Annotated in this window: 32 protein-coding genes; 19 read left to right on the top strand and 13 right to left on the bottom strand. The window is 68.6% G+C overall.

Annotation, left to right across the window (positions count from 1 at the left end; genetic code table 11):
• Nucleotides 1-14: 14 nt before the first annotated feature.
• Genes T333_RS19070 through T333_RS19060 form a run of 3 tightly spaced genes read right to left on the bottom strand, consistent with a single transcriptional unit; the run spans nt 15 to nt 1,837 of the window.
• Nucleotides 15-896 carry a hypothetical protein gene (locus T333_RS19070; protein ID WP_496425281.1) on the bottom strand — a complete coding sequence of 294 codons (882 nt, stop codon included), beginning with the start codon at nt 894-896 and terminating at the stop codon, nt 15-17.
• 3 nt (nt 897-899) lie between these two features.
• Nucleotides 900-1,241: a type VII secretion target gene (locus T333_RS19065; protein WP_355001111.1), complete on the bottom strand. Its 342-nt coding sequence runs from the start codon at nt 1,239-1,241 to the stop codon at nt 900-902.
• Nucleotides 1,242-1,243: 2 nt separating this feature from the next.
• Nucleotides 1,244-1,837 carry a YbaB/EbfC family nucleoid-associated protein gene (locus T333_RS19060; protein WP_496425280.1) on the bottom strand — a complete coding sequence of 198 codons (594 nt, stop codon included), beginning with the start codon at nt 1,835-1,837 and terminating at the stop codon, nt 1,244-1,246.
• Nucleotides 1,838-2,375: 538 nt separating this feature from the next.
• Between T333_RS19060 and T333_RS19055 the strand changes: the two genes are divergently transcribed.
• The 4 genes from T333_RS19055 to T333_RS19040 are packed head-to-tail and all read left to right on the top strand — an operon-like array spanning nt 2,376 to nt 5,437.
• Nucleotides 2,376-2,948, top strand: coding sequence for a DUF3558 domain-containing protein (locus tag T333_RS19055; protein WP_496425279.1), 573 nt, complete (start codon nt 2,376-2,378; stop codon nt 2,946-2,948).
• Between the two features lie 36 nt (nt 2,949-2,984).
• On the top strand, nt 2,985-3,383 hold the full coding sequence (locus T333_RS19050; RefSeq protein WP_496425278.1) for a hypothetical protein: 399 nt from the start codon (nt 2,985-2,987) through the stop codon (nt 3,381-3,383).
• Between the two features lie 3 nt (nt 3,384-3,386).
• Nucleotides 3,387-4,676, top strand: coding sequence for a PPE domain-containing protein (locus T333_RS19045; protein WP_496425329.1), 1,290 nt, complete (start codon nt 3,387-3,389; stop codon nt 4,674-4,676).
• The gene (locus T333_RS19040) at nt 4,673-5,437 is read left to right on the top strand and encodes an ESX secretion-associated protein EspG (protein ID WP_496425277.1); all 765 of its coding nucleotides are present in this window, start codon (nt 4,673-4,675) and stop codon (nt 5,435-5,437) included. The genes T333_RS19045 and T333_RS19040 overlap by 4 nt, the downstream gene beginning before the upstream one ends.
• 118 nt (nt 5,438-5,555) lie before the next feature.
• Here T333_RS19040 and T333_RS19035 read toward each other — a convergent pair whose 3' ends face one another.
• The 5 genes from T333_RS19035 to T333_RS19015 all read right to left on the bottom strand — a co-directional run bounded on the left by T333_RS19035 (nt 5,556) and on the right by T333_RS19015 (nt 11,336).
• On the bottom strand, nt 5,556-6,263 hold the full coding sequence (locus tag T333_RS19035) for a methyltransferase domain-containing protein (RefSeq protein WP_496425276.1): 708 nt from the start codon (nt 6,261-6,263) through the stop codon (nt 5,556-5,558).
• 332 nt (nt 6,264-6,595) lie between these two features.
• Nucleotides 6,596-8,641, bottom strand: coding sequence for an ATP-dependent DNA helicase (locus T333_RS19030; protein ID WP_355001104.1), 2,046 nt, complete (start codon nt 8,639-8,641; stop codon nt 6,596-6,598).
• Between the two features lie 32 nt (nt 8,642-8,673).
• Nucleotides 8,674-9,219 (bottom strand): DMP19 family protein, encoded by a 546-nt coding sequence (locus tag T333_RS19025; protein WP_496425275.1) that lies wholly within the window; start codon nt 9,217-9,219, stop codon nt 8,674-8,676.
• A 67-nt stretch (nt 9,220-9,286) separates the two neighbouring features.
• A complete protein-coding gene (locus T333_RS19020; RefSeq protein ID WP_355001102.1) occupies nt 9,287-9,856 on the bottom strand; it encodes a nicotinamidase in 570 nt (189 codons plus the stop codon).
• Nucleotides 9,857-10,022: 166 nt separating this feature from the next.
• Nucleotides 10,023-11,336: a nicotinate phosphoribosyltransferase gene (locus tag T333_RS19015; RefSeq protein ID WP_355001101.1), complete on the bottom strand. Its 1,314-nt coding sequence runs from the start codon at nt 11,334-11,336 to the stop codon at nt 10,023-10,025.
• 84 nt (nt 11,337-11,420) lie between these two features.
• Between T333_RS19015 and clpS the strand changes: the two genes are divergently transcribed.
• The 10 genes from clpS to rdgB all read left to right on the top strand — a co-directional run bounded on the left by clpS (nt 11,421) and on the right by rdgB (nt 18,516).
• Nucleotides 11,421-11,741 carry an ATP-dependent Clp protease adapter ClpS gene (gene clpS, locus T333_RS19010; RefSeq protein ID WP_067790717.1) on the top strand — a complete coding sequence of 107 codons (321 nt, stop codon included), beginning with the start codon at nt 11,421-11,423 and terminating at the stop codon, nt 11,739-11,741.
• Nucleotides 11,742-11,786: 45 nt separating this feature from the next.
• Entirely contained in the window at nt 11,787-12,356 is a 570-nt protein-coding gene (gene aosR / locus T333_RS19005; RefSeq protein ID WP_355001100.1) for an oxidative stress transcriptional regulator AosR, read from the top strand.
• A gap of 2 nt (nt 12,357-12,358) precedes the next feature.
• A complete protein-coding gene (locus T333_RS19000; protein WP_496425274.1) occupies nt 12,359-13,417 on the top strand; it encodes a P1 family peptidase in 1,059 nt (352 codons plus the stop codon).
• A 187-nt stretch (nt 13,418-13,604) separates the two neighbouring features.
• Nucleotides 13,605-14,027 (top strand): M67 family metallopeptidase, encoded by a 423-nt coding sequence (locus tag T333_RS18995; RefSeq protein WP_357252564.1) that lies wholly within the window; start codon nt 13,605-13,607, stop codon nt 14,025-14,027.
• 33 nt (nt 14,028-14,060) lie between these two features.
• Nucleotides 14,061-14,360 carry a MoaD/ThiS family protein gene (locus T333_RS18990; RefSeq protein ID WP_355001097.1) on the top strand — a complete coding sequence of 100 codons (300 nt, stop codon included), beginning with the start codon at nt 14,061-14,063 and terminating at the stop codon, nt 14,358-14,360.
• A 4-nt stretch (nt 14,361-14,364) separates the two neighbouring features.
• Nucleotides 14,365-15,327 (top strand): PLP-dependent cysteine synthase family protein, encoded by a 963-nt coding sequence (locus T333_RS18985; RefSeq protein ID WP_357252561.1) that lies wholly within the window; start codon nt 14,365-14,367, stop codon nt 15,325-15,327.
• A gap of 69 nt (nt 15,328-15,396) precedes the next feature.
• A complete protein-coding gene (locus tag T333_RS18980; protein WP_357252558.1) occupies nt 15,397-16,107 on the top strand; it encodes a rhomboid family intramembrane serine protease in 711 nt (236 codons plus the stop codon).
• A gap of 204 nt (nt 16,108-16,311) precedes the next feature.
• Nucleotides 16,312-17,076: a cyclic nucleotide-degrading phosphodiesterase gene (locus T333_RS18975; protein ID WP_357252556.1), complete on the top strand. Its 765-nt coding sequence runs from the start codon at nt 16,312-16,314 to the stop codon at nt 17,074-17,076.
• A gap of 55 nt (nt 17,077-17,131) precedes the next feature.
• Entirely contained in the window at nt 17,132-17,905 is a 774-nt protein-coding gene (gene rph / locus T333_RS18970; RefSeq protein WP_067790707.1) for a ribonuclease PH, read from the top strand.
• Nucleotides 17,905-18,516 carry an RdgB/HAM1 family non-canonical purine NTP pyrophosphatase gene (rdgB, locus tag T333_RS18965; protein WP_496425273.1) on the top strand — a complete coding sequence of 204 codons (612 nt, stop codon included), beginning with the start codon at nt 17,905-17,907 and terminating at the stop codon, nt 18,514-18,516. Before rph ends, rdgB begins: the two co-directional genes overlap by 1 nt.
• Nucleotides 18,517-18,792: 276 nt before the next feature.
• Here rdgB and T333_RS18960 read toward each other — a convergent pair whose 3' ends face one another.
• The 3 genes from T333_RS18960 to T333_RS18950 form a co-directional block, all read right to left on the bottom strand.
• Nucleotides 18,793-19,092, bottom strand: a complete 300-nt coding sequence (locus tag T333_RS18960) for a DUF3817 domain-containing protein (RefSeq protein ID WP_355001169.1) — start codon at nt 19,090-19,092, stop codon at nt 18,793-18,795.
• 80 nt (nt 19,093-19,172) lie between these two features.
• The gene (locus T333_RS18955; RefSeq protein WP_496425272.1) at nt 19,173-19,628 is read right to left on the bottom strand and encodes a transcriptional regulator; all 456 of its coding nucleotides are present in this window, start codon (nt 19,626-19,628) and stop codon (nt 19,173-19,175) included.
• Between the two features lie 74 nt (nt 19,629-19,702).
• Nucleotides 19,703-20,578, bottom strand: a complete 876-nt coding sequence (locus T333_RS18950; protein ID WP_355001092.1) for an oxidoreductase — start codon at nt 20,576-20,578, stop codon at nt 19,703-19,705.
• Nucleotides 20,579-20,723: 145 nt separating this feature from the next.
• Between T333_RS18950 and T333_RS18945 the strand changes: the two genes are divergently transcribed.
• The gene (locus T333_RS18945; RefSeq protein ID WP_355001091.1) at nt 20,724-21,356 is read left to right on the top strand and encodes a TetR/AcrR family transcriptional regulator; all 633 of its coding nucleotides are present in this window, start codon (nt 20,724-20,726) and stop codon (nt 21,354-21,356) included.
• Nucleotides 21,357-21,381: 25 nt separating this feature from the next.
• Here the strand turns inward: T333_RS18945 and T333_RS18940 are convergent, their stop codons facing one another.
• Nucleotides 21,382-22,323, bottom strand: a complete 942-nt coding sequence (locus T333_RS18940) for a sigma-70 family RNA polymerase sigma factor (protein ID WP_357252546.1) — start codon at nt 22,321-22,323, stop codon at nt 21,382-21,384.
• 130 nt (nt 22,324-22,453) lie between these two features.
• Entirely contained in the window at nt 22,454-22,720 is a 267-nt protein-coding gene (locus T333_RS18935) for a hypothetical protein (protein WP_496425271.1), read from the bottom strand.
• 117 nt (nt 22,721-22,837) lie between these two features.
• On the opposite strand from T333_RS18935, the gene T333_RS18930 reads away from it, so the two are divergent.
• From T333_RS18930 to T333_RS18915, 4 genes are all read left to right on the top strand, one after another.
• On the top strand, nt 22,838-23,473 hold the full coding sequence (locus T333_RS18930) for a TetR/AcrR family transcriptional regulator (RefSeq protein ID WP_496425270.1): 636 nt from the start codon (nt 22,838-22,840) through the stop codon (nt 23,471-23,473).
• 64 nt (nt 23,474-23,537) lie between these two features.
• Nucleotides 23,538-24,200, top strand: coding sequence for a hypothetical protein (locus tag T333_RS18925; RefSeq protein ID WP_496425269.1), 663 nt, complete (start codon nt 23,538-23,540; stop codon nt 24,198-24,200).
• Between the two features lie 314 nt (nt 24,201-24,514).
• The gene (locus T333_RS18920) at nt 24,515-24,772 is read left to right on the top strand and encodes a S1 RNA-binding domain-containing protein (protein WP_496425268.1); all 258 of its coding nucleotides are present in this window, start codon (nt 24,515-24,517) and stop codon (nt 24,770-24,772) included.
• 315 nt (nt 24,773-25,087) lie between these two features.
• Entirely contained in the window at nt 25,088-25,738 is a 651-nt protein-coding gene (locus T333_RS18915; protein ID WP_496425267.1) for a PadR family transcriptional regulator, read from the top strand.
• Nucleotides 25,739-25,753 lie beyond the last annotated feature (15 nt).

The raw sequence follows: 25,753 nt of genomic DNA, 5'->3' as shown, positions 1-25,753 counted from the left end.
CGGTTCGACTCCGGCTAGGCGGGTTGTGGTTGCGGCTGCTGTTGTTGCGCTTGGTCTTCCGCGATCCCGGTGATGACCGCCGTGAGGGCTTCCTTGTACGGGCCCAGATCCTTCAGTGCCTCGAGCATTTTCACGATCAGCATGGAAACCTTCACCGAGTCGCGGGCGATCCGCGCGCCAGCGGCAGGACCCACATGCACGATGGCGGCACCGGCGGTAACGATCAGCTCGAGCGTCCAGCCGATCAGGGCGCCGGCCAGACTCGCCAGCACGTCCTGGACCAGCGTGCGGAAAGCGTCGATGACCTTCTGCACGATCTCCATGATCTTGCCCATGGAGGCGGAGACACCGCCTGCGGCCGAGATCTTGCCGATCAGCGCGTTCGCGGTGGCTTTGTACGCTTCGCCAGCATCGCCGGTCCAGGTGGAGATGTCCTTGGCCAGGCCCGTCTCCCAGCTCGTCGCCGTCTCGACCATCTTCTCGGCGATCTTCGTCCACGAATCCGCGTAGGCCTGGACCATATCGGGGGATCCGGCCAGTTCGTCGAGCCACAGCCGGAGCGGCTCGACGTGCGTGAGCATCCAATCGACGATCTGCTCGGCCACGAAGGCGAAGGGATCTACGAAGGCGTCGGCGATGGTGACGCCCGTGGCGATGCCGCCGGTGACCATCGACAGCACATCACCCTTGCCGAGGTCGGCGAAGACTTTCCAGGCGTCACCGGCGACGGTGCCATCGATGACCCCCGGTACGCCGTCGTCGTTGCTCGCGAAACCGACTTCGTGCAGCCAGGAGACATCCTCCTGGTAGTAGTTGTTTCGATGGTCGACCGCGAGTTCGTCGTCGTCGTTTTTCAGTAGTTCGTTGTCGGGCGCTTCCGCGTCGTTGTGCGCCATGGTCTACTTCGTTCCCCCGGATTCGCCGATGGTCTCGCGCAGGTCGCTCAAAGCCTTACCGAAACTGGCGTCTTTGGCTTCGAACGTGGTGGCCACCGTTGTGAGTTTGTCCGGCAGCGCCGCGACGCTCTCGGCGACTTTTCGAATCGCGGAGACGGCGCCCTCGAAGTTGTCGTCGAGCAGCCAGCTCACGACCGGGCGCGGTATCTTCCCGTACCCGTCGTCGGCGTTGCCCAGGTAGGAGGCTGCCTCCAAGGCCAGGTCCAAGTCCTGGATCACGGACTTCAGATTCTCCGCGTGGTTGCGGACCTCGTCGGGATCTACCGACAGTGCTTCGCCGCCCATGTTTACACCAGCCAGGATTTCTTGTTGAAGTAGTCGTCATCGTCGTCCGGTTCGTCCGGTGTGACGATTTGCTCGCGGTCGGGTTTGCGCGAACGCGGTTGCGGCGCAGGCGGTTCGCCCGGCCAACCCGGAGCATGACCGAACGCGGGCGGCACCGGTGGCGGCACCGGATTCGGAACAGGTGGCGCGGGCGGCGTCGGCGGCTGGACAGGTGGCGGCGGGGTGACCTGTTCGGCTGCTTGCTCCTCGGGGAAGCGCTCCCTGAAATTCTGGATGATCGCGGCGCCGACCGGGTCGTCGCCGACGGAATTACGCACGGTATCGGACACCGCAGTGCGCAGACGTGCCTGCGCACTGCGCATGGTGGACATGATCTCGGCGGCCAGCGTCGACGGATCCGCGCCGCGCGCGGCGGCCGACAGCGTGATCGCGGAGGGAACGCCATTGTTGTCGACCGTGACGGTGACCCGGCCGCTCGGGCTCGACCCCGTAGCGGTGACCGCCGCCATCCGCCCCTGCAACTCCTCGAACCGTCTGGCTCGGCGTTCCATATCCGCCGCGTAGCGCTCCATAGCTTCCGCGGTGAATCCGACCATGAACACTCCCCTCATCGCAGCCTCGACGACTGTCGTCCTACACGGCGATCTCCCGCCGCACACACCATGTCGTCTGGGGTCGTCCCGCGCAAATCTCGCTCCGAAGGTTTCGGAGTGCGGGTTACTACTTCATTCGACGTGACGGCGATCCGATCGGTTCCATCGAATTTCGGCGGATTCGGGGCACCGGCCGAGCACACCGTCTCCGCCAGCCGCTGCCCGGCGGCTCGAAAACGCCTACGTTGCCTTGTGATCCAGACGCCGCGCTGGCGCATCCACCCCGCGTCGGTACGCGGCCGACCGGACGCTCACCCTCGTTTCTGGGCAGCGATCGAACAAGACCCGCGCTGTCGTCCTCCGCTCGGCGAACAGCCCGGCACACCATGACCAGCGGCCGTTGTGCGGAGAAGCGCGACTCGTCGGAGCTGTTGGGCGCTTGGTCGCCTTCGGATAAGCTGGCCGTGCCCGAGTGGGAACCGAGGGGGATCCGGCGCGTAGAACGCTGGCTGGGTGCTCCGCGTCGAGCATCAGGAGAATCATGCGAACGAGCGCTGTGAGCAGGGGAGTGGCGGCGTTGTTCGCCGGGGTTGCGTTGGCGGGGAGTGTGGTTGGGTGCTCGTCGGTGGTCGATGGGAGCCCCGCGACCGAGGGGGCTGGAATGGTCGACGGTGAGAAGACGGTAACTTACAACCCGTGTACCGATCTCACGGTGGACGCGCTACGGGCCATCAAGGTTGACCCGGCCTCCAAGAGTACTGTCACCGATGCCCCTTCGGGACCCGCTGCCTGGCGTATGTGCCAATGGAGTTCGACAGAGGGCCCGTATCTGGTGACCGTGGCGTCGTCGTTTCATACGCAAGAGGAAGTTCGCGGCAACGATACAGTCACCGACTTCCAGCCAATCACGATCGGCGCGCGGTCAGGTCTCACCTATCGGGACAAGAGGGACCCCGACAAACTGCGCTGCTATGTCAGCATGCCGTCCCAGGAAGGCATGTTCAATCTGATCGTCGGCTGGCGGTACAGCGAGCGACAGTCTATGACTCAGGCGCCCCCCTGTGATCTTGCTGTAAGTCATGCGAAGGGGATCGAGCCATTTTTGCCGAAGTGATTTCGGTGGAAGTGTTCGATAGAGAGGGCTATGTAGGTGAGTGACCAAACCGGGGCGCAGATTCAACAGCAGTCGGTGCAGTGGAAGACCTTTAAACAACAGGCTGAATCCGGTGAGTTGCGTATGGACACCGAGATCGGCCGAGAGTTGGCGAGCCACGCTGAGAAGATGGCCAAGGCGCTCGATGTGCTCGTGAGCCACGCGCAATCGCTCTCCTATATGACTGGATTCGGCACCTTGCCCTCGGCGCAAGCACTGCAAGGCAAGTTTTCTCGTAAGGCGCTGGACGGAGACGATGCGGCGACCACTCGGCTCAAGCAAAGCATCGAGGTACTGAACCTTATGAAAGAGACCTACGAACTGGCGGCGAAGACACTGTCCGAGACCGACCAGGCCAATGCGCAGCAGCTCTCGCAGCAGGGCCAGGAGTGGTAAGTGATGGTTGCTTTCGAAGACTGGAAGTACGCCTTCGGCGTGACCGGTATCGTCGGCGACTCGATTCTGGACGCAGGTAGAAACGAGCGTGACGACAAGAACCGCGAGAAGCAAGAAGACGCCAGGTGGGACCAGGACCGGCAGATCGTTGGTGGTGAATGGGCGGGACTGCTGGCGGAGTACAACAGCTCACGGTTCGCGGAGACGGTCATCAAGGTCGACGACCCGTTCGACACGATGTCACATGAAGAAATCTACAACTCGCTCGAGGGCGTCAACCACGGCGATATAAACAGCAAGGCCAACGGCTGGCGGGACCTGAGCAGATTTTCACGCACGGCTGTGGAAGAGTTCAAGACCGCGGTCGAAAAATCCATCGAGGAAAAGTGGAACGGCAAGTCGGGGACCAAGGCCATCGAGGCCACCCGCCAGTTCGCCACGACCTTCACACAGCTCGCCGCATCGTTCCAAATGGTCGCTCACGGTTTGGATCTCATCGAAGGCCATCTCGAGCAGGCAAAATCCTCGGTCGGCAAGCCCGACAACCTCACCGTCGGCGACAAGATCATCGATGTCTTACCCTTCCAGAACATCGTGAAGGGTCCCTCGTATCGCGCCGAGGAAGCGGAGAACCAGGCGCGATACGTCATGAAGACGTACTACATGCCCGGCGCGAAGGACGTGGACAAGAACACGCCCATCCTCCCCGAACCCTCCAGCACGACCGACGGCAAGAAAGACGAACCGGTAATTCCTGGACCCGGTCCAGGTCCCGGCGGTCCTGGCCCCGGTCCGGGCCCAGGACCGGGTGGTGATCCGGGCACCGACGACCCGACGGACACGGAAACGCCCGAGTACCCGACGACGGACGACCCGCAGAGCACGACTCCGCAGAGCACGACTCCGACCGATCCGACATCGACCACGCCTGCCTCCACCAGGCCCGCCGCGACGGTTCCCGACACCAAGCTGCCGAATACGGGTCTGCCGACGCCTTCTGGGCCTGGCCCTGGCGGGCCGGGTCCGGGAGTGCCGACGATCCCGTCGCCCGGGCGGTCGGTGCCGGGCGGGAATCTACCGGGACAGTCGGGGCCGACGGGAGGGTTGGCCAACAGTCGCCCGGCGGGCACCGGTCGGGCGGGCATGCCCGGTATGGGTGCGCCGGCCGCTCGCGGCAAGGGCGATGACGACGATGAGCACAAGACGCCGGACTATCTGATCTATGACCATGGCGATGAATTGCTCGGGACGCAGCCGCCGGCGCTGCCACCGGGTGGAGTGATTGGGGCATGACCGAACACCGTTGGCGTTTGAGCGGTTTGATGTTCGAGTTGGCGGTGGAGGCTTTCGGCCGGGATCGATTGCCCTACCCGCTGCGCGTCCTCGTGGACGACCCGAGCATCGAGGGTGCGGAGGACTACGAGCGGCTGCGCAGGCAGACGGCGCGGGAGATGTCGGGCTTTGCCGGGCGCGAGTTGTTCGATGCGTTGAATGTGCTGTTGGAGCCGCAGGTTCGGGTCGAGGTGCACGGTTTCTACGGGCGTGACTTCGAGCAGGTGGTCCGGGTGCACGCCGGAATCGTCGGCGACACCGCGACCGTGGCGGTACAACAGCCCGGGCCGAACCAGAACTACGGCCGTGACATCGCGTTGACGGTCTGTCCGTCGCAGGGCGTGGCCGCGCATGTCGCCGCAGCGCTGCCGAAATGTGCTGCGGGACAGCTGCGTACGGTGACAGCCCGGCGATCCGAGGTGAATCGTGCACCGCACGGGGAACGTCCGGCCTCCTACACCGAGGAGGCCCGTCGGATCGTGCAGCGGCCGCGTTCGGGGCTCGGGGAGATCAACGTCTTCCGCGGCGGCGCCATCGACTCCAGGCCGACCACGGACGGCCGCGGTTTCCACTGGATGGACTATCTACCCGCCGACGGTCGGTACCTGTTGCACAACCACGACAAGGACGAGTTCACGCTGACGCCCGGCCCCGCCGAGGAGATTCAACGGCAGCTGCAGCATTTGATCCAAGCGCATCGCCCCGTTGCGCGCAGTTGGTGAGCGGCCGAGGCGCTGCCCCATGGATCGTTTCCGTCGCTGGTCACGCTCGCTGACCGGTGATCTCGCAGATGCGTCCAACAGGTCGAGTCGGCATCGAGCGGAATCATCCGGCCGCGGGTCAATTCTGGTTCGGGTGTAGGACGAGCATGGTGGTCGCCCCGTGGTGGAATTCGTAGCCGGTGGGGCGGAGGGTGGTAGGGATTCCCTTGTCGTGGAGACTCTTTCGGAGATAGGTGACGAGGTTGTCTTGGGGGTGGCCGGTGTGGTCGACGAGGGGGTAGAGGCGGGTTTCGCCGTGGGTGACGCGGGCGAGTTCGAGTATGGCGGCGAGGTGGAAGTCGGCGTCGAGGCGGTCGGCGTAGGTGAACAGGAGGTGAGAGCTCAGGGCCAGGTCGAAGCTGTTGTCCTGGAAGGGGAGTGTCGGGAGCTGGGCGGCGACGTAGCGGTCGGGGTGGGCCGTGAGGTCGGCGCCGAAGCGGGTGGCGGCGGACAGGCGGACGGACTGGAGGTTGTTCGGGTCGCCGTAGAAGTCCCAGCGGTAGCGGGCGTGGTGGGCTCCGGCGTAGGCGCTTCCGCGTTCGGTCTCGGTGCGGGCGAGCTCGCGCAGTTCGGCGGCGGGCCTGGCGTAGATGGGGTCGGTGGCGGTGACGTCGGCGTCGAGCGCGGCGGCTTCGGCGGCGAAACTCGCTGCGCCGCCGGGGCAGTCGAGTATGCGGCGGCCGCGCAGGTCGGCTTCGGAGAGTTCGAAGATGGCGCGATACTCGGCCAAAGATCTTGCGCTGATCAGGAATTCACCGAGTGCGTCGGTTTCGGTGGGGTGCTTCATCTGGAAACCGTCTCATACGCCGCAGGGGTGCGACAGCGAATTTTGCGCCGAGAAAGGTTCTTGGCGATATCCCCGCGCCGCGTGCAGGGCTTGGCGCGGGGATCGCCGATACGTCCGGTGCGGGAATTGGGGTCCACCGGAGTACCACCGCCCAATTTACTTCCATGCGGAATCAACGACAGTTGATTGTGAGTGGTGTCACAGCTCGGTTCCCACGGTGCGGTAGGCCGGGATTCGCGATCCGGCCTCGATGGCTGGGCAACGTAGGGCCCGAGCAGACACCGACCGCCAGTGAGTCCGGTCGAGCGTCTTCCCGGCGGGGACGTACGCGGTCAGACGTTCGCCGTGAGACGTTTCAACGCCTTCACGACTACCTCCGGATCCGCGGTCTCCCAGTACGGCGGGAGCGTGGCCCGCAGATAACCCCCGTAGCGGGCGGTGGCCAACCGGGAGTCGAGGATCGCGACGACGCCGCGATCGTCCACGCTGCGCAGCAGCCTGCCTGTGCCCTGGGCGAGCAACAGCGCCGCGTGATTGGCCGCGACGGTGAGAAAACCGTTGCCGCCGCGGGATTCGACCGCGCGCTGCCGGGCGGCGAGCAGCGGGTCGTCGGGCCGGGGGAACGGAATGCGGTCCAGGATCACCAAGCTCAGCGACGGGCCGGGCACGTCGACGCCCTGCCACAGCGACAGGGTGCCGAACAGCGAGGTCTCCGGATCGTCGGCGAACTTGCGCACCAGCGCGCCCGTCGAGTCCTCGCCCTGACACAGCACCGGGGTGTTCAGGCGGTCGCGCAGGGCGTCGGTGGCGGCGCGGGCGGCGCGCATCGAGGAGAACAAGCCGAGCGTGCGTCCGCCCGCCGCGTCGATCAGGCGCTCGATCTCGTCGAGGTAGGCGGGCGGCAGACCGTCGCGGCCCGGCGGTGGCAGATGCTTGGCGACGTAGAGGATGCCGGATTTCGCGTGGTCGAAGGGGGAGCCGACGTCGAGCGAACTCCAGCGCACGGTCTCGGTGTCGGACGGCGCCTGCGCGCCGTTGGCCGTCCCGGTGTCGGGGCGGTTCGGGGACTGCGCGGGCAAGCCCCAGGTGACCGCGAGCCCGTCGAAGGACCCGCCGATTTGCAGGGTGGCCGAGGTGAGCACGACGGTGGCGGTGCCGAACAGCCGCGAGCGCAGCAGTCCGCCCACCGACAGCGGCGCCATGCGCAGCGTCTTGCGCGGCACGCCGCCGCGCGCGTCCTCGGCCGCCAGCCAGATGACGTCGCGCCGGGACGCCGGATCGGGTTCGTCGAACGCGGTGAGCGCGCGGACGGCGCTGTCGTGGATCTCGTCGATCGCGGCGACCGCCAGGTTGCGGGCGGCCGCCGTCTCGGGATCGCCCTGCGCGGTGCTGCTGCCGGGCGGCGCGAGTTCGGTGCGGGCGTTCCACGCGGCATCGCGCACCAGGGCGAGCACCTGCGCGACGCCCTCGGGCATCGTGTCCCAGCGGGCGGGCGGCAACGCGTCGAGGACCTCGTGCCAGGCCTCGGCCGCCCCTTCGAGCCGATCCAGCTCGCGTTCGTCGATGAGCTTGGCGCAGCGGCGGGCGGCGGCGCTGATGGCGGTCGGCGCCAGCTCGGCGGTGGCCACCCCGGTGACCCTGTCTACGAGCTCGTGCGCTTCATCGATGACGACGACATCGTGTTCGGGCAGCACCTGGATGCCACTGATGGCATCGATGGCGAGCAGCGCGTGGTTGGTCACCACCACGTCGGACTGTGCGGACTCGGCGCGGGCGCGCTCGGCGTAGCAGTCCTGGCCGAACGGGCAGCGCGATTTGCCCAGGCACTCGCGCGAGGACACGCTGACCTGGCGCCATGCGCGGTCGGTCACACCCGGCGCGAGTTCGTCGCGATCGCCGGTCTCGGTGTTCGAGGCCCAGTCGTTGAGGCGCTGCACCTCGCGGCCGAGGCGGGAGATGGCGAACGCGTCGAACAGCTCGGCCTCGGCGGGCTCGTCGGGAATGGCGCTGTTGATCTTGTTCAGGCACAGATAGTTGTTGCGGCCCTTCAGAATCGCGAAGCGGGCCGGGCGGCCGAGCGGCTTGGCCAGCGCCTCGGCGAGGCGGGGGAGGTCGCGGTCGACCAGCTGGCGTTGCAGCGCGATCGTCGCGGTCGACACCACCACCGTGCGCCCGGTGCGCACCGCGTGCCGCAGGCTCGGCACCAGGTAGGCCAGCGACTTGCCGGTGCCGGTGCCGGCCTGCACGGCCAGATGCTCCTTGGTATCGATCGCGTGGTCGACGGCCGTCGCCATCGTCACCTGCCCGGAGCGCTCCTTGCCGCCGAGCGCGTGCACGGCGGTGGCCAAAAGGTCGGAGACTGGGGGCAGTTCGGGCACGCGTGCAGCCTACTGCTCGGCACCGACACGGTTCACCGGTCGGGCCGCACGAAGTCGTCCAGGTTGGCGCGCGCGTACTCCAGCACGCGTCGCTGGAAATCCGCGGGTTCGTTGGCGTCGTAGAGCGCGTCCGCACGGTTCTTCCGCGAGCTGTCCGGCGGCTGCCTGATCTGGTCGGGGTTGTCGAGCACGGCGTACTCGTCGTCCCACAGTCGATCCAGGTCGGCGTCGTCGTGCGATTCCGCGAGCGCTTCGTATCCGGCGACCACCACCGCCGCCGCCAGCCCCGGCATACCCGCGGCCCGCAGCGCGCCGGGTACCCAGGGAAGTTCGTCGATTCGCCGCGCGAGGTAGCGGCCGAAGCCGCGGTCGCCGACATGCTCGTCCAGCGAGGCGAGCACCATCAGGTTGGCGAAGGCGGGCGGCAGCGCGGTGCGGCGGCGGACCGGGTCGGCGCGCAGTTCCTCGGTCGCCGGGTTGGACCAGAAGACGATGTCCGCGGCGCGGGCGATGTCGTCGGCGTCGGCCAGCGCCCGGGCGACGGCTGCTCGAGCGCTCGCCGGAAATCGGTAATCCACGGGCGGGACTCTAAAGGGCAGCCGAAGGTCCGGCCGTGCCGGGACGAGCGGCGGTGTGACCAACCGTCTAGCGAACGGGCAGTTCCCCCGCGACCTCGATGCCTGCGGTTCGCATCTCATCGATCGCCTTGTCGGTCGTGGCCTGGGCAACGCCCGCGGTCAACTCGAGCAGCACGCGCGTCTCGAACCCGGCCGACCTGGCGTCCAGCGCGGTGGCGCGCACGCAGTGATCGGTGGCGATGCCGACCACGTCGACGGTGTCGATGTCGTGCTCGCGCAGCCACTCGGCGAGAATGACGCCTTCGGCGGTCGAGCCTTCGAAACCCGAATAGGCGGCGGAGTATTCGCCCTTCGAGAAGACCGCCTGGATCGGCGCGGTGTCCAGATTCGGGTGGAAGTCGGCGCCCGGGGTGCCCGCGCGGCAGTGCGGGGGCCAGCTGTCCACGTAGTCCGGGTCGGCGGAGAAGTGCGCGCCCGGGTCGACGTGATAGTCGCGGGTCGCGACGACGGCGGCGTAATCGCCGGTGGTCGCGTGGTCGCTGATGCGATCGGCGACCGCGGCGCCTCCGTCGACGGCCAGCGAACCGCCTTCGCAGAAGTCGTTCTGTACGTCGACGATGATCAACGCCCGGTTCATCTCATGACACCTTTCGCGTGATGTAAGCGAAGACTACCCCGCCGGTGATTACCTCTTGCCGCCTCGTCTCACCCGGCGAATTCGATTCGTACGGAGGGAATCATGAGCGCCAACCCGACCTTCACCCCGCCCGACACGCTGGAGGTCACCTCGAGCCGGTGACCACTCAGCTCAGGAACGTCGTCGGAATGGCGGGCTCGCCGTCGGAGAGCTTGAGGCCCTCCCACGGCAGGCTGATCAAACCGCTCGACACCAGCGCGCGGCCCTCGGCCAAGGTCGGCAGCCCGTCGACGACTTTGCCGTCACGCACCAGCGGGACCAGCAACTGCCGCGCCTCGAATTCCCCCGACGCGGGCGCGGGGCCGGTCGCCGGGTAGACGATCTCCTCGACGATGGTGCCGGTGTCGCGCGCCAGCCGAACGGCTTTCTTGGTGCCGCCGCGCGATTCCTTGTGGCTGCTGCGCTTGGCGACCGGCAGCCCGTCCACTTCCACCAGCTTGAAGACCATGCCCGCGGTCGGCGCGCCCGATCCGGTGACGAGCGCGGTGCCGACGCCGTAGACGTCGACGGGTTCGGCGCGCAGCGCGGCGATCGCGTTCTCGTCCAGATCGCCGGAGACGATGATGCGGGTCTTCTTCGCGCCGAGTCGGTCGAGCTGATCGCGCACCTGTCTGGCCAGCACGCCGAGATCACCGGAATCGATGCGCACACCGCCCAATTCGGTGCCCGCGACCTCGATCGCGGCGGCCACGCCCCTTGTGATGTCGAACGTGTCGACCAGCAAGGTGGTGCCGACGCCGAGCGTCTGGACCTGGCTGCGGAACGCGGCGGCCTCGTGCGCGCCGTCGGCGCCGCTGTGCAGCAAGGTGAAGGCATGCGCGCTGGTGCCCGCGCCCGGCAGTCCGTAGCGGCGCACCGCCTCCAGGTTCGAGGTGGCGTCGAAGCCCGCGAGATAGGCGGCCCTGGACGCCGAGGGCGCGGCCAGTTCGTGAGTGCGCCGCGAACCCATCTCGATCATCCTGCGGCCCGCGGCGGCGCTCACCATGCGTGCCGCGGCCGAGGCGATCGCGCTGTCGTGGTTGAGGATCGACAGCGCCAGCGTCTCCAGCACGACGCACTCGGCGAAGCTGCCGCGCACCGAAAGAACCGGTGAACCCGGGAAATACAGTTCGCCTTCGGCGTAGCCGTCGATGTCGCCGGTGAACCGGTAGTCGCGCAGCCAGTTCAGGGTCCGCTCGTCCAGGAATTCGGCGACGATCGCCAGTTCCGATTCCCCGAACCGGAAGTCCGCGAGCGCCTCGAGCAAACGTCCGGTTCCGGCGACGACGCCGTAGCGACGGCCGTGCGGCAAGCGCCTGGCGAATACTTCGAAGGTGCACGTGCGATGCGCGGAGCCGTCGGCGAGCGCGGCGGCCAGCATGGTGAGTTCGTACTGGTCGGTCAGCAGCGCGGTGCTGGCGACGGCGTCGCGGTGGTCCACACCGGCCACTGTAGCCAGCGGGACTCGCGGGGCGGGCGGTGCGCGGGTGTTGTATCTCCGGAGTCGAGTCGTACCCTGGACGTTATGAGCTTGTGCGAAACGAACTCGACACTGTCGGCGGCACAGGCGACTCCGGAAGCGGTCGAGTACACCGAGATCCTGGAGGCGGAGGACCGTCCGTGGGTGACCGTGGTGTGGGACGACCCGGTCAACTTGATGCACTACGTCACCTACATCTTCCAGAAGCTCTTCGGGTACAGCAAAGCCAAGGCGACCGAATTGATGCTGCAGGTGCACAACGAAGGGAAGGCTGTGGTGTCGTCCGGATCGCGCGACAAAATGGAGCAAGACGTCCGTCGACTGCATGCGGCTGGCCTGTGGGCGACCATGCAACGGGACGACTGATCGGTACGACTACCCTGGCGCTCGTGCGTGAACGGAGCAGGCGCGGTGCGTAAGTGGAGCCGCAAGAACTCGTTGAGCGGCCTCAAATTGCGGACCGAGATGGACGCGAGAGAGGCCGGGGTACTGCGCTCCCTGGTCGGCGCGGTGTCCGGGCTGCTGACCGAGCGTTCGCAGTCGGCGCCCGAGGACGAGCTCGCCGCGCTCACCGGCCTGCGCACCGGCAACACGGCCCCGCCGGACGACCCGCGGCTGTTGCGGCTGCTGCCGGACTTCCATCGCGCCGAGCCCGGTTCCCCGGATGCCGATCGCGCCGATCTCAACAGCGCGCTGCGCGGCCTGCACGAGCCGGAGATCATCGATAACAAGCTCGCCGCGGGCGCGGTGGTGCTCGACACCGTCCCGCCGGACGGCGGCAAGATCGTGCTCACTCCGGAACAGGCCGACGCGTGGCTCACCGCGCTCACCGACGTCCGGCTCGCGCTGGGCACCGTGCTGGGGATCGAGGCCGACACGCCCGACCATTTGGAGCCCGATGATCCGCGCGGTCCGCACCTGGACGTCTACCACTGGTTGACCTGGATGCAGGACACGCTGCTGCAGGCGCTCGCTCCCTGACCATGAACGCAGTGCCGGGCCCCCGGGATTCGCTCACCGACGTCGCCGGTCTGCTCGTCGGCCATCACCACGCCCTCGACCCCGACGCCACCCTCGGTTCCGGCGCGGCCACCGGCTGCACGGTGGTGCGCGCGCCGGGCGGTGCGGTCGCCGCCGTCGACGTGCGCGGCGGCGGACCCGGCACCCGCGAGACCGATCTGCTCGACCCGTCCAACACTGTTCGCCAGGTCCACTCGATCTTGCTCACCGGCGGCAGCGCCTACGGCTTGGCCGCCGCCGACGGCGTCATGCGGTGGCTGGAGGAGCACGGCGAAGGCATTCCGATGGATCCCGAAGACGCCGACCGGGTGGTGCCGATCGTGCCGGGCGCGGTGATCTTCGATCTCCCGGTCGGCGACTGGTACACGCGGCCGACCGCCGATTTCGGGTACCGCGCCGCCGCCGCGGCGTCCGCCGATTTCGCGCGCGGCTCGGTGGGCGCGGGGGTCGGTGCGCGCGCCGGATCGATCAAGGGCGGCATCGGCAGCGCGAGCCTGGTGCTTGGCGACGGTCCGGCCGCTGGTGTCACCGTTGCCGCGCTGGTTGTCGCCAACCCGGTCGGGTCGGTATTCGATCCGCGCACCGGTCTGCCGTGGGGAGTCGGCACCGACGGACCCGAGTGGTTCGGCTTGCGTCCGGCCAGTCCGGAGCGATTGGCCAGGGCGAACGCGTTGCCGGTGAAAGGCACCGTTCTCAACACCACGATCGGCGTCGTCGCCACCGACGGGCCACTGGAACCAGCCGGATGCCGCCGGATGGCCACCACCGCGCACGACGGCCTCGCCCGCGCCATCCGGCCCGCGCACTCCCCGCTCGACGGCGACACCTTGTTCGCCGTGTCCACCGGAACCGCTCGGATCGCGCCCGTCCCGCTCCCGCCCGCCTTCCCCGACGACCTGCTGCTCCTCGACGCCCTCTGCACCGCCGCCGCACTGTGCGTCGAACGCGCCCTCGTCAACGCCATCCTCACCGCCACCCCCGTCGCCGCCATCCCCACCTACACCGACCTCTTCCTGCGCTGACCCCACAGACCTTTTCGCCCTGCCACACATCGACTCGCCGCGCGACACGCCGTACCGATGATCAGAACCTGTGTGCCGACGAACGTGGGAAACAAGGACCGGGGAGCGAGGCGGCGGGAATAGGCGAATATTCTGGCTCGTTGTCGGCTGTGACCGGTCGGCGAAGATATGCGGAAGGGTTCGACTAGTGCTGGTGATCAGAGCCGACCTCGTGGCGGCGATGGTGGCGCACGCCCGCGCCGACCACCCCGACGAGGCCTGCGGGGTCATCGCGGGGCCGGAGGGCTCCGATCGGCCGGAGCGGTTCATCGCGATGGTCAACGCCGAACGCTCGCCGACCTTCTACCGCTTCGATTCCGGCGAACAGCTGAAGGTGTGGCGCGAGATGGACGCCGCCGACGAGGAGCCGGTGGTGATCTACCACTCGCACACCGCCACCGAGGCCTACCCCAGCCGCACGGACATCTCCTACGCGTCCGAGCCCAACGCGCACTACGTGCTGGTCTCGACACGCGACCCCGAACAGCACGAGCTGCGCAGCTACCGGATCCTGGACGGCGAGGTCACCGAAGAACCGGTGCGGATCGTCGCCTCCTACGAGACCGCCTGACCCCCGAGCCCTGACGAAAACCGAGGAGTACCCATGTCGGTAACCGTGTCCATCCCGACCATCATGCGCGGCCTCACCGGAGGCGAGAAGCGCGTGCAGGCCGAGGGCGCGACCCTGTCCGCGCTGATCGACGACCTCGACGCCAACCACCCCGGCCTGGCCGAGCGCCTGCTCAAGGACGGCAAGCTGAACCGCTTCGTCAACATCTACGTCGACGACGAGGACGTCCGCTTCTCCGGTGGTCTGGCCGCCGAGGTGCCCGCGGGCGCGAGCGTCACCATCCTGCCCGCGGTCGCCGGTGGCTCGCGGACGCACGTCGACCGGATCAGCTGAGTCCGTGGCCCGCTACGAATCGCTGATCGCGACCCTCGGCAACACCCCGCTGGTCGGCCTGCGCACGCTGTCCCCGCAGTGGGACGGCGAGAACCACGTGCGGCTGTGGGCCAAGCTGGAGGATCGCAACCCCACCGGGTCGATCAAGGACCGCCCGGCCCTGCGCATGATCGAGCAGGCCGAGGCCGACGGTCTGCTGTCACCCGGCTGCACCATCCTCGAGCCCACCAGCGGCAACACCGGCATCTCGCTGGCGATGGCGGCCAAGCTCAAGGGCTACCGGCTGGTGTGCGTGATGCCGGAGAACACCTCGGTGGAGCGGCGTCAGCTGCTCACCATGTTCGGTGCGGAGATCATCGATTCGCCCGCGGCGGGCGGCTCCAACCAGGCGGTGGCCAAGGCGAAGGAGATCGCCGCGGCCAACCCCGATTGGGTGATGCTCTACCAGTACGGCAATCCCGCCAACGCGCTCGCCCACTACGAGACGACCGGACCCGAGCTGCTCGCGGACCTGCCCGAGATCACGCACTTCGTCGCGGGCCTCGGCACCACCGGCACCCTGATGGGCACCGGACGCTTCCTGCGGGAGAAGGTCCCGAACATCGAAATCGTCGCTGCCGAACCGCGATACGGCGAACTCGTCTACGGCCTGCGCAACATCGACGAGGGCTTCATCCCCGAACTGTACGACGAGACCGTGCTGACCACCCGCTTCTCGGTCGGCCCGTTCGACGCGGTCAAGCGCACCCGCGAACTGGTGCTCGAGGAGGGCATTTTCGCGGGCATCTCGACGGGCGCCATCCTGCACGCGGCGCTCGGCGTCGCGCGCAAGGCGGTCAAGGCGGGGACGCGCGCCGACATCGCGTTCGTGGTGGCCGACGGCGGCTGGAAGTACCTCTCGACCGGCGCCTACGACGGCACGCTGGAAGAAGCCGAGGAGCGGCTGGAAGGTCAGCTCTGGGCTTGATCGGCACGGGTCCCGGTTCCGCGTCGGTACGCTCGAAGAACGAGCTGTGGCATCGATCAGGAGGTTGCCATGACCGGCGGACTCGGGCCCTCGTTCGATTCGGATCGCATCGCGGCCTTGCGCGCGCGGCTGGGTAACCCCGGCACGGTGACACCGGGCGCGGCGCCGACGCGACCGCAGCGGGCGGGCGACTTCGCGGCGCTGCGGCAACTCTGGCTACGGGCGGGTGCGCTGATCGCCGGGTTCGTGCTGCTGCTGTACGCCATCGAGGGCGTCGACGCCGTCGACAGCCGCGAACTCGACCGCGCGGGCATCGAACCGCGTGAGGCGGACGGGCTGTGGGGCATTCTCTGGGCTCCGGTGCTGCACGGCGGCTGGGACCACCTGATGGGCAACACGGTGCCGGTGCTCGTCCTCGGTTTCCTCGTCCTGGCGGCTGGCATCGGCCGCGGGCTCGCGGCGACGGCCGTCATCTGGGTGGTCGCGGGGCTGGGCACCTGGCTCACCGGCGCCGACGGCACCGTGCACATCGGCGCCTCCTCGCTGGTCTTCGGGTGGCTCACCTTTCTCATCCTGCGCGGCTGGTTCACCCGCAGTGCCGGGCAGATCGTGCTCGGGCTCGTCGTCTTGGTGGTGTACGGCTCGCTGCTCTGGGGTGTGTTGCCCGGGCAGGACGGAATCTCTTGGCAGGGACACCTTTTCGGCGCGATCGGCGGTGTCGTCGCGGCGTGGTTGCTGGCGCCGCGGCAACGGCGCGCCACAACGCCGACGGTCGCCTGAGACCATCCGGAATCTTTTGGCGGATCCGTGATTTCGCGGGTGCTGCGTGAGCCGCCCTGCGGCTGGGTACGCTCTGACAATGGACGTCGACGCCGTAGGAAGGATCGAGCGGGGATCCTTGGCGCACCACGGTGAGAGCGCAGCCCGTCGGAGATTTTGGGGGACCATTTCGTGACCGAGAATTCGTCGTGGCAGCATGAGGGCATGCGCCTTACCGTCCTCGGGTGCTCGGGCAGTGTGTCCGGCCCGGACTCCCCAGCGTCGGGATACTTGCTGACCGGCCCGGATATGAATCCGACCGTCATCGATTTCGGCCCGGGTGTGCTCGGCGCGTTGCAGCGCTACGCCGATCCCGGCGAGGTCGACGTCTTCCTGACCCACCTGCACGCGGACCACTGCCTCGACCTGCCCGGTCTGCTGGTGTGGCGGCGCTACCACCCGACCCCGCCGGTCGGCCGGGCGATCGTACGCGGACCCTCCGACGCCGCGCTGCGCATCGGCAACGCCTCGGCCGAGGTCGGCGGCGAATGCGACGACTGGTCCGACGTGATCGACATGCGGCCGTGGATCGAGGACGAGCAGATCGAGTTCGGTCCGGGCCACACGGTCGTCGCGCGACGGATGTACCACCCGCCGGAGTCCTACGGTCTGCGTATCACCACCAAGGCGGGTCGCACCTTCGTCTACACCGGCGACACCGCGATGTGCGACGCCGTGCTGGAACTCGCGCAGGGCGCCGACGTCCTGATGTCGGAGGCTTCCTGGACCCACGATCCGGCGAATCGTCCGCCGGGCATCCACCTTTCGGGTACCGAGGCGGGTCAGATCGCGGCGCGCGCGGGCGTGAAGGAACTGCTGTTGACCCACATTCCGCCGTGGACCTCGCGCGAGGACGTCATCGCGGAGGCCAAGGCCGAGTTCGCCGGCCCGGTGCACGCCGTCGCGCCGGGGGAGACCTTCGACATCTGACGGGGCGCCGGGGTTGCGGTCGGAGCGCGTCGTAGTCGTCCACTAGGCTGGCCCCGTGTCGAGACGAGCCGATGGCAGGGCGGACGATGAGCTCCGCGAGGTACGTATCACCCGTGGATTCACCACGCATCCAGCCGGTTCGGTGCTGGTGGAGTTCGGTCAGACCCGGGTGATGTGCACGGCGAGCGTCACCGAGAGCGTGCCGCCGTGGCGGCGTGATTCCGGACTCGGCTGGCTCACCGCCGAATACGCGATGCTGCCCGCGGCCACCCACACCCGCTCCGGTCGTGAGTCGGTGAAGGGCAAGGTCGGTGGGCGCACCCAGGAGATCAGCAGGCTGATCGGACGCTCGCTACGCGCCTGCATCGACCTGGCGGCCATCGGCGAGAACACCATCGCCATCGACTGTGACGTGCTCCAAGCCGACGGCGGCACCCGCACCGCGGCCATCACCGGCGCGTACGTGGCCCTCGCCGACGCGGTGACCTGGCTCGGCGCCTCCGGCGGGCTCGCCGATCCGCAGCCCATCTCGTGCGCGATCGCCGCGGTGAGCGTCGGCGTCGTCGACGGACGGGTGCGGCTCGACCTGCCCTACGAAGAGGATTCGCGCGCCGAGGTCGACATGAACGTGGTCGCCACCGACACCGGAACCTTGGTGGAGATCCAGGGCACCGGCGAGGGCGCCACCTTCCCGCGCTCCACCCTGGACAAGCTGCTCGACGCGGCGCTGGCCGGATGCGAGCAGCTGTTCACGGTGCAGAAGGAGGCGCTGGCGCTGCCGTATCCCGGCGTGCTGCCGGAGCCGGTCGAGACGTCGAAGAAGAAGTGATGAGCCGCCGCGTTCTGGTCGCCAGCCGTAATAGCAAGAAGCTGAAGGAACTGCGCCGCATCCTGGACGAGGCGGGCGTGGCCGGGGTGGAGATCGTCGGCTTGGACGACGTGCCCGCCTACGAGGAGGCGCCCGAGACCGGCGCGACCTTCGAGGAGAACGCGCTGGCCAAGGCCCGCGACGGTGCGGCCGCCACCGGATTGCCCTGTGTCGCGGACGATTCCGGTATCGAGGTGGATGCGCTCAACGGCATGCCCGGAGTGCTCTCGGCCCGCTGGGCGGGCAGGCACGGCGACGACGCCGCCAACAACGCGCTGCTGCTGGCCCAGCTGACCGACGTCCCCGACGAGCGGCGCGGCGGGCGTTTCGTCTCGACCTGTGCGCTGGTGGTGCCCGGCGGCACGGAACTCGTGGTGCGCGGCGAGTGGCCGGGCACGATCGCACGGAAGCCGGTGGGCGAGGGCGGTTTCGGCTACGACCCGCTGTTCGTTCCGGACGGCGGCACGGTCTCGGCCGCGCAGCTCACCCCCGCCGAGAAGGACGCCGCCTCGCACCGCGGGCGGGCGCTGCGGCAGTTGCTGCCCGCGTTGGCCGCGCTCGCCGAGGACTGACACCGCGCGGGTTGATCGCGGAGCCCAGTCGCACGCGCGCCGCGCTTGCGAGGACTGACCCCGCGGCCGGTCGCGAAGGCCAGTGACCTGTGCGCCGTGCTCGCTCGAGACTGACACCGCGCACGCTGAGGACTGACGTCGCGCGGCTCGGTCGCCGAACCAATGGCCTGCCGCGCTCGCGGAGGACCGCACCCCACGGGGTGCGGCTTCCGGGCCTAGTGGCCTGCACGGCAGCCGGAATTCGGCGGGTTACGCGTTGGATCGAACGCCGCCCGATCAGACGCCGAAGTCGTTCTTGACCTGCTTGGCGTTGGTGTGCTCGACGAAGAACGACAGCAGCGGGACGGTGCCCGCGATGAGGGTGCCGACGGTGCGGCCGATCGGCCAGCGCACCTTGACCGCCAGGTCGGCCGTGGCGATCAGGTAGATGAAGTACACCCAGCCGTGCACGACCGCGATCCAGCTGGGCGGGTTGGCGTCGAAGCCGTACTTGGCGATCATCTCGCCGGTGAGCAGCAGCAGCCACAGGCCGGTGGTCCAGGCGAGCACCCGGTAACGCAGCAGCGCCGAGGCGATCTTGGCGGTGTTCGCCGCCTTGGCCTGCGCGGGAGCGGCCTGGGGCTCGGTGGCGACGGTGGTCTCGTTCTCGCTGGCGCTCAACCGGCGCTCCTCTCGGTGTTGCGGGTGTCCAAGCCCGCCCGGCGAACCTGGCCGTCGAGCTCCTTGGAGTTCAGCGCCGCCAGGTACCTGTTGTATTCGGCGAGCACCGGGTCGTCGTCGCGCGCGGCCGTCGGGCGCTCCGGCAGGATGCCCGCCGGAATCTCCCGCGGCGCGGCCTTCCGCGCGGAGTCGGTCCGCTGCGGCGCGGTGCTCGGCGCGTCCTGCTCCTCGGCTTCGGTCTCCAGTCGCACGAACCGGATGTAGGCGAACACCGCGAACCCGGCGAACAGCGGCCACTGCAGCGCGTACCCGAGGTTCTGGCCGGTTCCGCTGGACGACTCGAAGCGTTCCCACTGCCACCAGCCGAGCGCCAGACAGGCGAGGGCGGCCACGATCACCAGCAATATCAGGGCCGGGCGATTGTGTGCCGAGCGGCGGGGAGAAGCGGACACGCCTCCTACGGTACCCGTCTACTACAGGGTGCGTAGGAGCAGGTCGACGCTCGGCTCTCCCCGCCGCGCGCGCCTCAGAACTTGTACGTGACTCCGGTCATCCGCTCCGATTCCGCCCAGAGTCGGCGCTGCAATTCGGGGTTCTTCGACAGCTTGGTGGAGGACGACGGCTGGACCGGTCCCTGGCTGCCGAACAACCAGGTCGGGCCCCAGTAGGTGTCGGGATCGGGGTCGGGCATCCCGGCGGCGAACAGCGTCGAGTGCGCGGCCTTGGCGGGCGCGTGGCCGATCAGGCGGATGAACGGCTTGCTGATCCGGTCGAGCGGAGTCTCGGTCCTGGCGAACAGGTCGGTGGCCGAGACACCCGGGTGCACCGCGTACGAGCGCTTCTTCGAGCCGGACTCGGCGAGGCGGCGCTGCAACTCCCTCGCGAACATCAAGTTCGACAGCTTGGCCTGCGCGTAGGCGAGATTGCGCTGGTAGCGGCGGTGCTCGTAGTTGAGGTCATCGATCCAGAGCTTCGGTGTCTGCTTGTGCGCGATGCTCGCCAGCGTGACCACCCGGTCTCGGATGCGGTCGAGCAGCAGCCCGGTCAGCGCGAAGTGACCGAGATGGTTGACGCCGAACTGGGTCTCGAAGCCGTCCGCGGTCCGGGAGAACGGGATGTTCATCAGGCCCGCGTTGTTCACCAGCACGTCGATCTCGCCGGACTGCTCGGCGAACTTGCGCACCGAGGCCAAGTCGGCGAGGTCGAGCGCGGCGACCCGCACGTCACCGGGGATCGCGGCGGCCACCTCCTCGGCTTTCGCGGCATTGCGGCAGGCCATCACAACGGTCGCGCCCTTGGCGGCCAGCACCTTGGTGGTCTCCGCGCCGAGGCCGCCGTTCGCGCCGGTGATGACAAAAGTGCGCCCGGTCTGGTCCGGGAGTTCGGTAGGTTTCCACGCCATGGGCCAACCTTACTCTGGAGTAAGTTCGGAGGGAAGGAAGCGCGCACACCCGCGGGGGAGAATATCGGCCCAGACACTCGCACCGACATTGCCGCGCCGGGATTCGGTGACGTTACCCCCGCGCGAGGTTCGCTACGGTGAAGACGTGACGACCACGGTGGGGAGGCAATACGGCGGGCGCGCCGTCACCGAGCGCAAGGCGGAACGGCGGCTGCGGTTCCTGGAAGCTGCGACGCGCCTCTTCGCCGAACGCGGGTACACGGAATGCTCGCTCGCCGACGTGTGCGCCGCCGCCGGGCTCTCCAAGCGGCAGTTCTACGAGGAGTTCGAGACCAGGGAGGACGTGCTCGCCGCGGCCTACGACCGCATCCAGGACGACGCCGTCGCGGCCGTGGGCGGCGCACTGGCAACCCTCGACCCGCGCCTGGACCCCAGCGCCGCGATGACCGCGGTGCTCACCGCCTACCTCGGCTCGCTGGGCGCCGACCCGTACCGCGCCAAGGTGGCCTTCATCGAGGTGGTCGGGGTCAGCGATCGGATGGAGCGGCACCGGCGCGAACGTAGGCATGCCTGGGCCGCCGTGCTCGAATCGGCCGTGGTGCCGCGCGTCGCGCCCGGCGGGCACATCCGCGGCGGTCCCGGTCTGGCGGCGAGCGCCCTGATCGGCGCGATCAACGGACTCACCCACGAGTGGCTGCTCTGCGATCCGCGGCCGCCGGTCTCGGCTCTGGTGGAGCTGTTGGTTCCGGTGGCGATCGCGTTGATCGAAAACCCCTGACCGCCACCGGAACTCGGCTACCGCGTCACGCGAGCAGGCCTTCCAGGCGACGCGCGCGCGGGGGCTGGCGCAGCTTGCCCATCGCCTTCGCCTCGAGCTGACGGACCCGCTCGCGGGAGACGCCGAGTGCGGTGCCCACCTGCTCGAGCGTGCGCCCCTCGCCGCGGTCCAAGCCGAAGCGAAGCAGGATCACCTCGCGTTCCCGGTCGGTGAGCGTGGCGAGCACCGTGTCCAGCTTGCCGCGCAGCATGCTCGCCGCGACCACGTCGGCCGGGTCGGGGGCGTCGTCGGGGATGAGCCCGCCGAACTCGGTTTCCCCGTCGCCGACCGGAGTGTGCAGCGATATCGGCTCGCGCCCGTGCCGCAGCACCTCCTCGACCTGGGCCACCGGCATTTCCAGCTCCGCGGCGACCTCCGCCTCGGTGGCCTCGCGACCCAGATGCTGGGCGAGCGTGCGCCGGGTGCGGTTGACCCGGTTGAGCAGCTCGACGACGTGCACCGGCATGCGAATGGTGCGGCCCTGGTCGGCGAGGGCGCGGCCGATGGACTGGCGGATCCACCAGGTGGCGTAGGTGGACAGCTTCAACCCGAGCCGGTGATCGAACTTCTCCACCGCGCGGATCAGGCCGAAGGTGCCCTCCTGGACCAGGTCGAGCAGCGACATCCCGGTCGGCGTCGGATAGCGCTTGGCGATCGAGACCACCAGGCGCAGGTTCGCTCGGATCATGTGGTCCTTGGCGCACAGCCCGTCGGCGGCGGCGCCGCGCAGCTCGCGCCGCGCGGCGGGGGTGAGTTCGATTCCGGCGTCGGCGCTTTCGTCGAGGCGCTGCTGCGCGAGCACGCCCGCCTCGATGCGGACGGCAAGGGCTACCTCCTCGCCGGAGGTGAGCAGCGGGGTGCGGCCGATGTGGCGCAGGTAGTCCCGCACCGGGTCTTCGGTGAGGGTGGCGGTGACGGAGTGGGGCACGGGTGGTCCTTTCGGTCGAGCGAGGAGCCGGTCCGGTGGCGGCGCGGTTCGGGAATGCCGGTCACCGGTGGCGGCGGGCGGTGCGGTTCGCGCGCGGCCCGCCGCCGGGGGATTGCCGAGCGGGTTTCGCTCAGCGACCCGGGATGCGCAGCGGACGGCGCGGCTTGCCCCGATGGGTCTGCGCGCGCTGGACGCCGCTGTCGTGGCGAGCGGGCCCGCCGTGGAAGAGGTTGTGCGATCCGGTGATCGGGCTGCCGGTGCGGATCGGCGTGGCGCCGAGGTGTCGGCGGATCGCGGTCTCGAGGTGCGCGGTGTCGATGTCGGCCACGGTGGCTGCTCCCTGTCGGTCGGTCTGGCTGGTGTGAATCGGGGCTGCGGTCTGGGGGCCGTGGGTCATGCGCAGGGGGTCTCCTTCTCGGTTCGTGCCGTCGTCTCCGGCGGCGAAGACAAACTTAGATCAGACCTAAAAATATGTCAACTATAAATTTATGTCGGGATCGTATACGCTCCCGATATGACCGAACAGGGACTTCGTGCGCGCAAGAAGCAGCAGACGCGCGAGAACATCTCCCACCAGGCCACGCTGCTGTTCCTGGAGCGCGGATTCGACAAGGTGACGATCGCCGACGTCGCGACCGCGGCCGACGTCGCCAAGATGACGGTGACCAACTACTTCCCGCGCAAGGAAGACCTCGCCCTCGACCTCGGCGAGGTCTTCGTCGACCGGCTCGCCCGCACAGTGCGCGAGCGGGAGCCGGGCCAGTCGGCGCTGGCCGCGCTGCGGCACGCCTATCGCACCGCGGCCACCGAGCAGGACCCCGTGGTCGGCTTCTCCGGTCTCGAGTTCGCCAGGATGATCGCCGAGAGCCCCGCGCTGCTCGCGCGCCTGCGCGAGTTCCACGAGGAAAGGGAGGCGGCGCTGGCCCGCACGCTGGCCGCGGAAACCGATGCGGCGCAGGATGACATCGCGCCACGGGTGGCCGCCGCCCAGCTCGGCGGCGTGCACCGGGTGCTGTTCGAGGAGACCATGCGCCGCACCCTGGCGGGCGAATCGAACGACGAGATCGCCGCGGCGCTGACCGAATACATCCGGGTGGCCTTCGACGCGCTGGAACCGAGCCTGGGCGACTACGCCGTGCGCGCCGGATGACGCGCGAGGAGGGCCTGGCGGCGGAGTTCGCTGCCGTGTCGCTGGCCCGGAGGCGTTGCGTGCGTTGCCGCCGGCGCAGTCCGCGCCGATCGTCGACGCCTACACCATGACCATCGATCACGTGTTCCGCTGGGTCGTTCCGGTCGCGCTGGCCGGATTCGTGGTGGCCTGGTTCCTGAAGGAGGTGCCGTTGCGCGACAGCGCACGCGCGGGCGCTTCCGATGTGGGAGAGGGCTTTTCGGTGCCCGAGAACAGCGACCGCGCGGGTCTGCTCGAACGCGCCGTCGCGGTGGCCATGCGCAAGGCGCGTGCGGAAGGGCCCGTCTTCCCGGCGATTCTGGCCGACGCGGGCAGCCCGCTCAGCCGAGGCCAAGCGTGGGCGGTGGGACAGGTTGACCTGCACAACAGGGTTCGCGGCGTGGCCACCCTCGGGACCATCGCGCGCGCCCACCGGGTTCCGGTCGAGGTGATCGAGCCGGTTTACCTGAAGGTCATCGGCGGGGGATACGTCGATGCCGACGACGGCACTCTGCACCTGACGAAAACCGGCTCGGCCGAAGTCGATCGGGTGACGGCGGCATGGCGGCGCTGGCTGGGCGAGCGCCTCGACACCGGCGACGATCGCGACCCCGCCGATCGGGCGCTCCTCGACCAAGCCCTGATGAGCGTCGCCGCCAAGCTTGTGGAGGAGCACCTGGACGAGGTGGAAGCTGCCACAGTCGGATGACTCCGTGCGTGAGAACCCAAGAGTGCGGGTAGTGCTCGCCGGGCATGCGCCGCCCCGTCCGCCGCGCCGAGCGTCAACGCGGCCGGCAAAGTCCTGTCCCGTCGCGAACCGGTCGAGTGCGACCCGGAGCGGGCTTGCGCGCCGGGTTCGCTTGCCTTTAGGTTGAATTCGTGACTGCCGGGTCGGCGATACGCCGCACACAGATGGGTCGCCCGGCCGTTCGGTGACCCTCCGGCGGGCGCGTGGCCCGCCGCCTCCTTCGCTTCTTCTCTGTACCGCATGGTTTCTCAGGGACTGCGAAAGGAGGTGAACTCATGTCCCACACCGATTTCGACCTCGACGCGTGGCAACGATTCGCGGCCGCGCACGACGTGCAGAGCGTGCTCGACGCGACCGTCGTCCAAATCGTGCCCTTCGGCGCCTTTCTCGAAGTCGCGCCCGGCGTGCACGGTCTGCTGCACCGCAACGCATGGTCGGACTGGTCGGCGGAACCGCAGGTCGGCGCCGCCATGGCGGTCCGGATTCTGGCCATCGACGCCGAGCGCTACCGCGTGAGCCTGGCCGCGGCATGATGCCGGGTCCGTGACGTCCGGTTGAGAGAGGTGTGCGGAGGCAGACTCCACCTGCCTCCGCACACTTTCAGCCTATGCGTATCTCCGTACCGCTCGGGCCATGCGCAGTCCGTGGGCGGGACTTCGGGCGTTCAGCGCGCTTACCTCCGCATCCGCTCCGGGCACGCGCGGGCTGTGGACGTGCTTCCGGCAGCGCTCGATCGGGCTATGCCTCCGCCTCCGCGCCGCCCCACGATCCTCGATGCTTACTCGCTCGAACGATACTTGTACGCGAATACTCGCACACGTATATTCGTAAACGAGTAAGGAGGTGCCATGGCCACGAAGCGCAAGGTGAACAACCTGCTGGCGCTCGCGATCCTCTCGGTGATCATCGAACGGCCGATGCACCGCTACGAGATCGCCTCGAAACTGCGCGAGCGCGGCAAAGACCAGGACATGGACATCAAGTGGGGTTCGCTCTACACGGTGGTTCAGAACATGGTCAAGGCCGGTTTCCTCGAACCCGTCGGCAGTGAACGCGAGGGCTCGCGCCCCGAGCGCGTCATCTATCGGATCACCGACGCGGGCCGGACCGAAATGTCCGACTGGACAAGAGAATTGATCGCCACTCCGGTGCTCGGGCGCGACGCCTTCACGGCGGGCCTCTCGGTGATCGGCGCGCTGTCGCCGGACGAGGTGATCGAGTTGCTCGCCACCCGGATCGCCGCGCTCGAAGCGATCATCGCGGGCGTGCGCCGGGAACTGGACGGGCTCGCGGGCACGCTGCCCCGCCTGTTCGTGATCGAGACCGAGTACGGGCTCGCGATGTTGGAGGCCGAGGCCGCGTGGGCTCGCTCCTGGCGCGCGGAGTTGGTCGACGGCACCTTCCCCGACTTGGCGATGTGGCGGCAGATGCATACCGGCGGCATGGCGTCGTCGGACGTCTTCGACATGGTGGAAAGGGGGATGCAAGCGCCTCAGTAGACCGAACGTCTCAGT

The organism is Nocardia sp. CNS-044 (assembly GCF_059570515.1).
The sequence above is the reverse complement of the archived record's forward strand: the minus strand, read 5'-3'. Positions and strand labels throughout refer to the sequence as shown.

Bases quoted from the DNA above. Each gene is read 5' to 3' on its own strand.
- T333_RS19070 (WP_496425281.1), bottom strand. From the start codon at position 896: ATGGCGCACAACGACGCGGAAGCGCCCGACAACGAACTACTGAAAAAC.
- T333_RS19065 (WP_355001111.1), bottom strand. From the start codon at position 1,241: ATGGGCGGCGAAGCACTGTCGGTAGATCCCGACGAGGTCCGCAACCAC.
- T333_RS19060 (WP_496425280.1), bottom strand. From the start codon at position 1,837: ATGGTCGGATTCACCGCGGAAGCTATGGAGCGCTACGCGGCGGATATG.
- T333_RS19055 (WP_496425279.1), top strand. From the start codon at position 2,376: ATGCGAACGAGCGCTGTGAGCAGGGGAGTGGCGGCGTTGTTCGCCGGG.
- T333_RS19045 (WP_496425329.1), top strand. From the start codon at position 3,387: ATGGTTGCTTTCGAAGACTGGAAGTACGCCTTCGGCGTGACCGGTATC.
- T333_RS19040 (WP_496425277.1), top strand. From the start codon at position 4,673: ATGACCGAACACCGTTGGCGTTTGAGCGGTTTGATGTTCGAGTTGGCG.
- T333_RS19035 (WP_496425276.1), bottom strand. From the start codon at position 6,263: ATGAAGCACCCCACCGAAACCGACGCACTCGGTGAATTCCTGATCAGC.
- T333_RS19020 (WP_355001102.1), bottom strand. From the start codon at position 9,856: ATGAACCGGGCGTTGATCATCGTCGACGTACAGAACGACTTCTGCGAA.
- clpS (WP_067790717.1), top strand. From the start codon at position 11,421: ATGAGCTTGTGCGAAACGAACTCGACACTGTCGGCGGCACAGGCGACT.
- T333_RS19000 (WP_496425274.1), top strand. From the start codon at position 12,359: ATGAACGCAGTGCCGGGCCCCCGGGATTCGCTCACCGACGTCGCCGGT.
- T333_RS18990 (WP_355001097.1), top strand. From the start codon at position 14,061: ATGTCGGTAACCGTGTCCATCCCGACCATCATGCGCGGCCTCACCGGA.
- T333_RS18980 (WP_357252558.1), top strand. From the start codon at position 15,397: ATGACCGGCGGACTCGGGCCCTCGTTCGATTCGGATCGCATCGCGGCC.
- T333_RS18975 (WP_357252556.1), top strand. From the start codon at position 16,312: ATGCGCCTTACCGTCCTCGGGTGCTCGGGCAGTGTGTCCGGCCCGGAC.
- rdgB (WP_496425273.1), top strand. From the start codon at position 17,905: ATGAGCCGCCGCGTTCTGGTCGCCAGCCGTAATAGCAAGAAGCTGAAG.
- T333_RS18950 (WP_355001092.1), bottom strand. From the start codon at position 20,578: ATGGCGTGGAAACCTACCGAACTCCCGGACCAGACCGGGCGCACTTTT.
- T333_RS18935 (WP_496425271.1), bottom strand. From the start codon at position 22,720: ATGACCCACGGCCCCCAGACCGCAGCCCCGATTCACACCAGCCAGACC.
- T333_RS18930 (WP_496425270.1), top strand. From the start codon at position 22,838: ATGACCGAACAGGGACTTCGTGCGCGCAAGAAGCAGCAGACGCGCGAG.
- T333_RS18920 (WP_496425268.1), top strand. From the start codon at position 24,515: ATGTCCCACACCGATTTCGACCTCGACGCGTGGCAACGATTCGCGGCC.
- T333_RS18915 (WP_496425267.1), top strand. From the start codon at position 25,088: ATGGCCACGAAGCGCAAGGTGAACAACCTGCTGGCGCTCGCGATCCTC.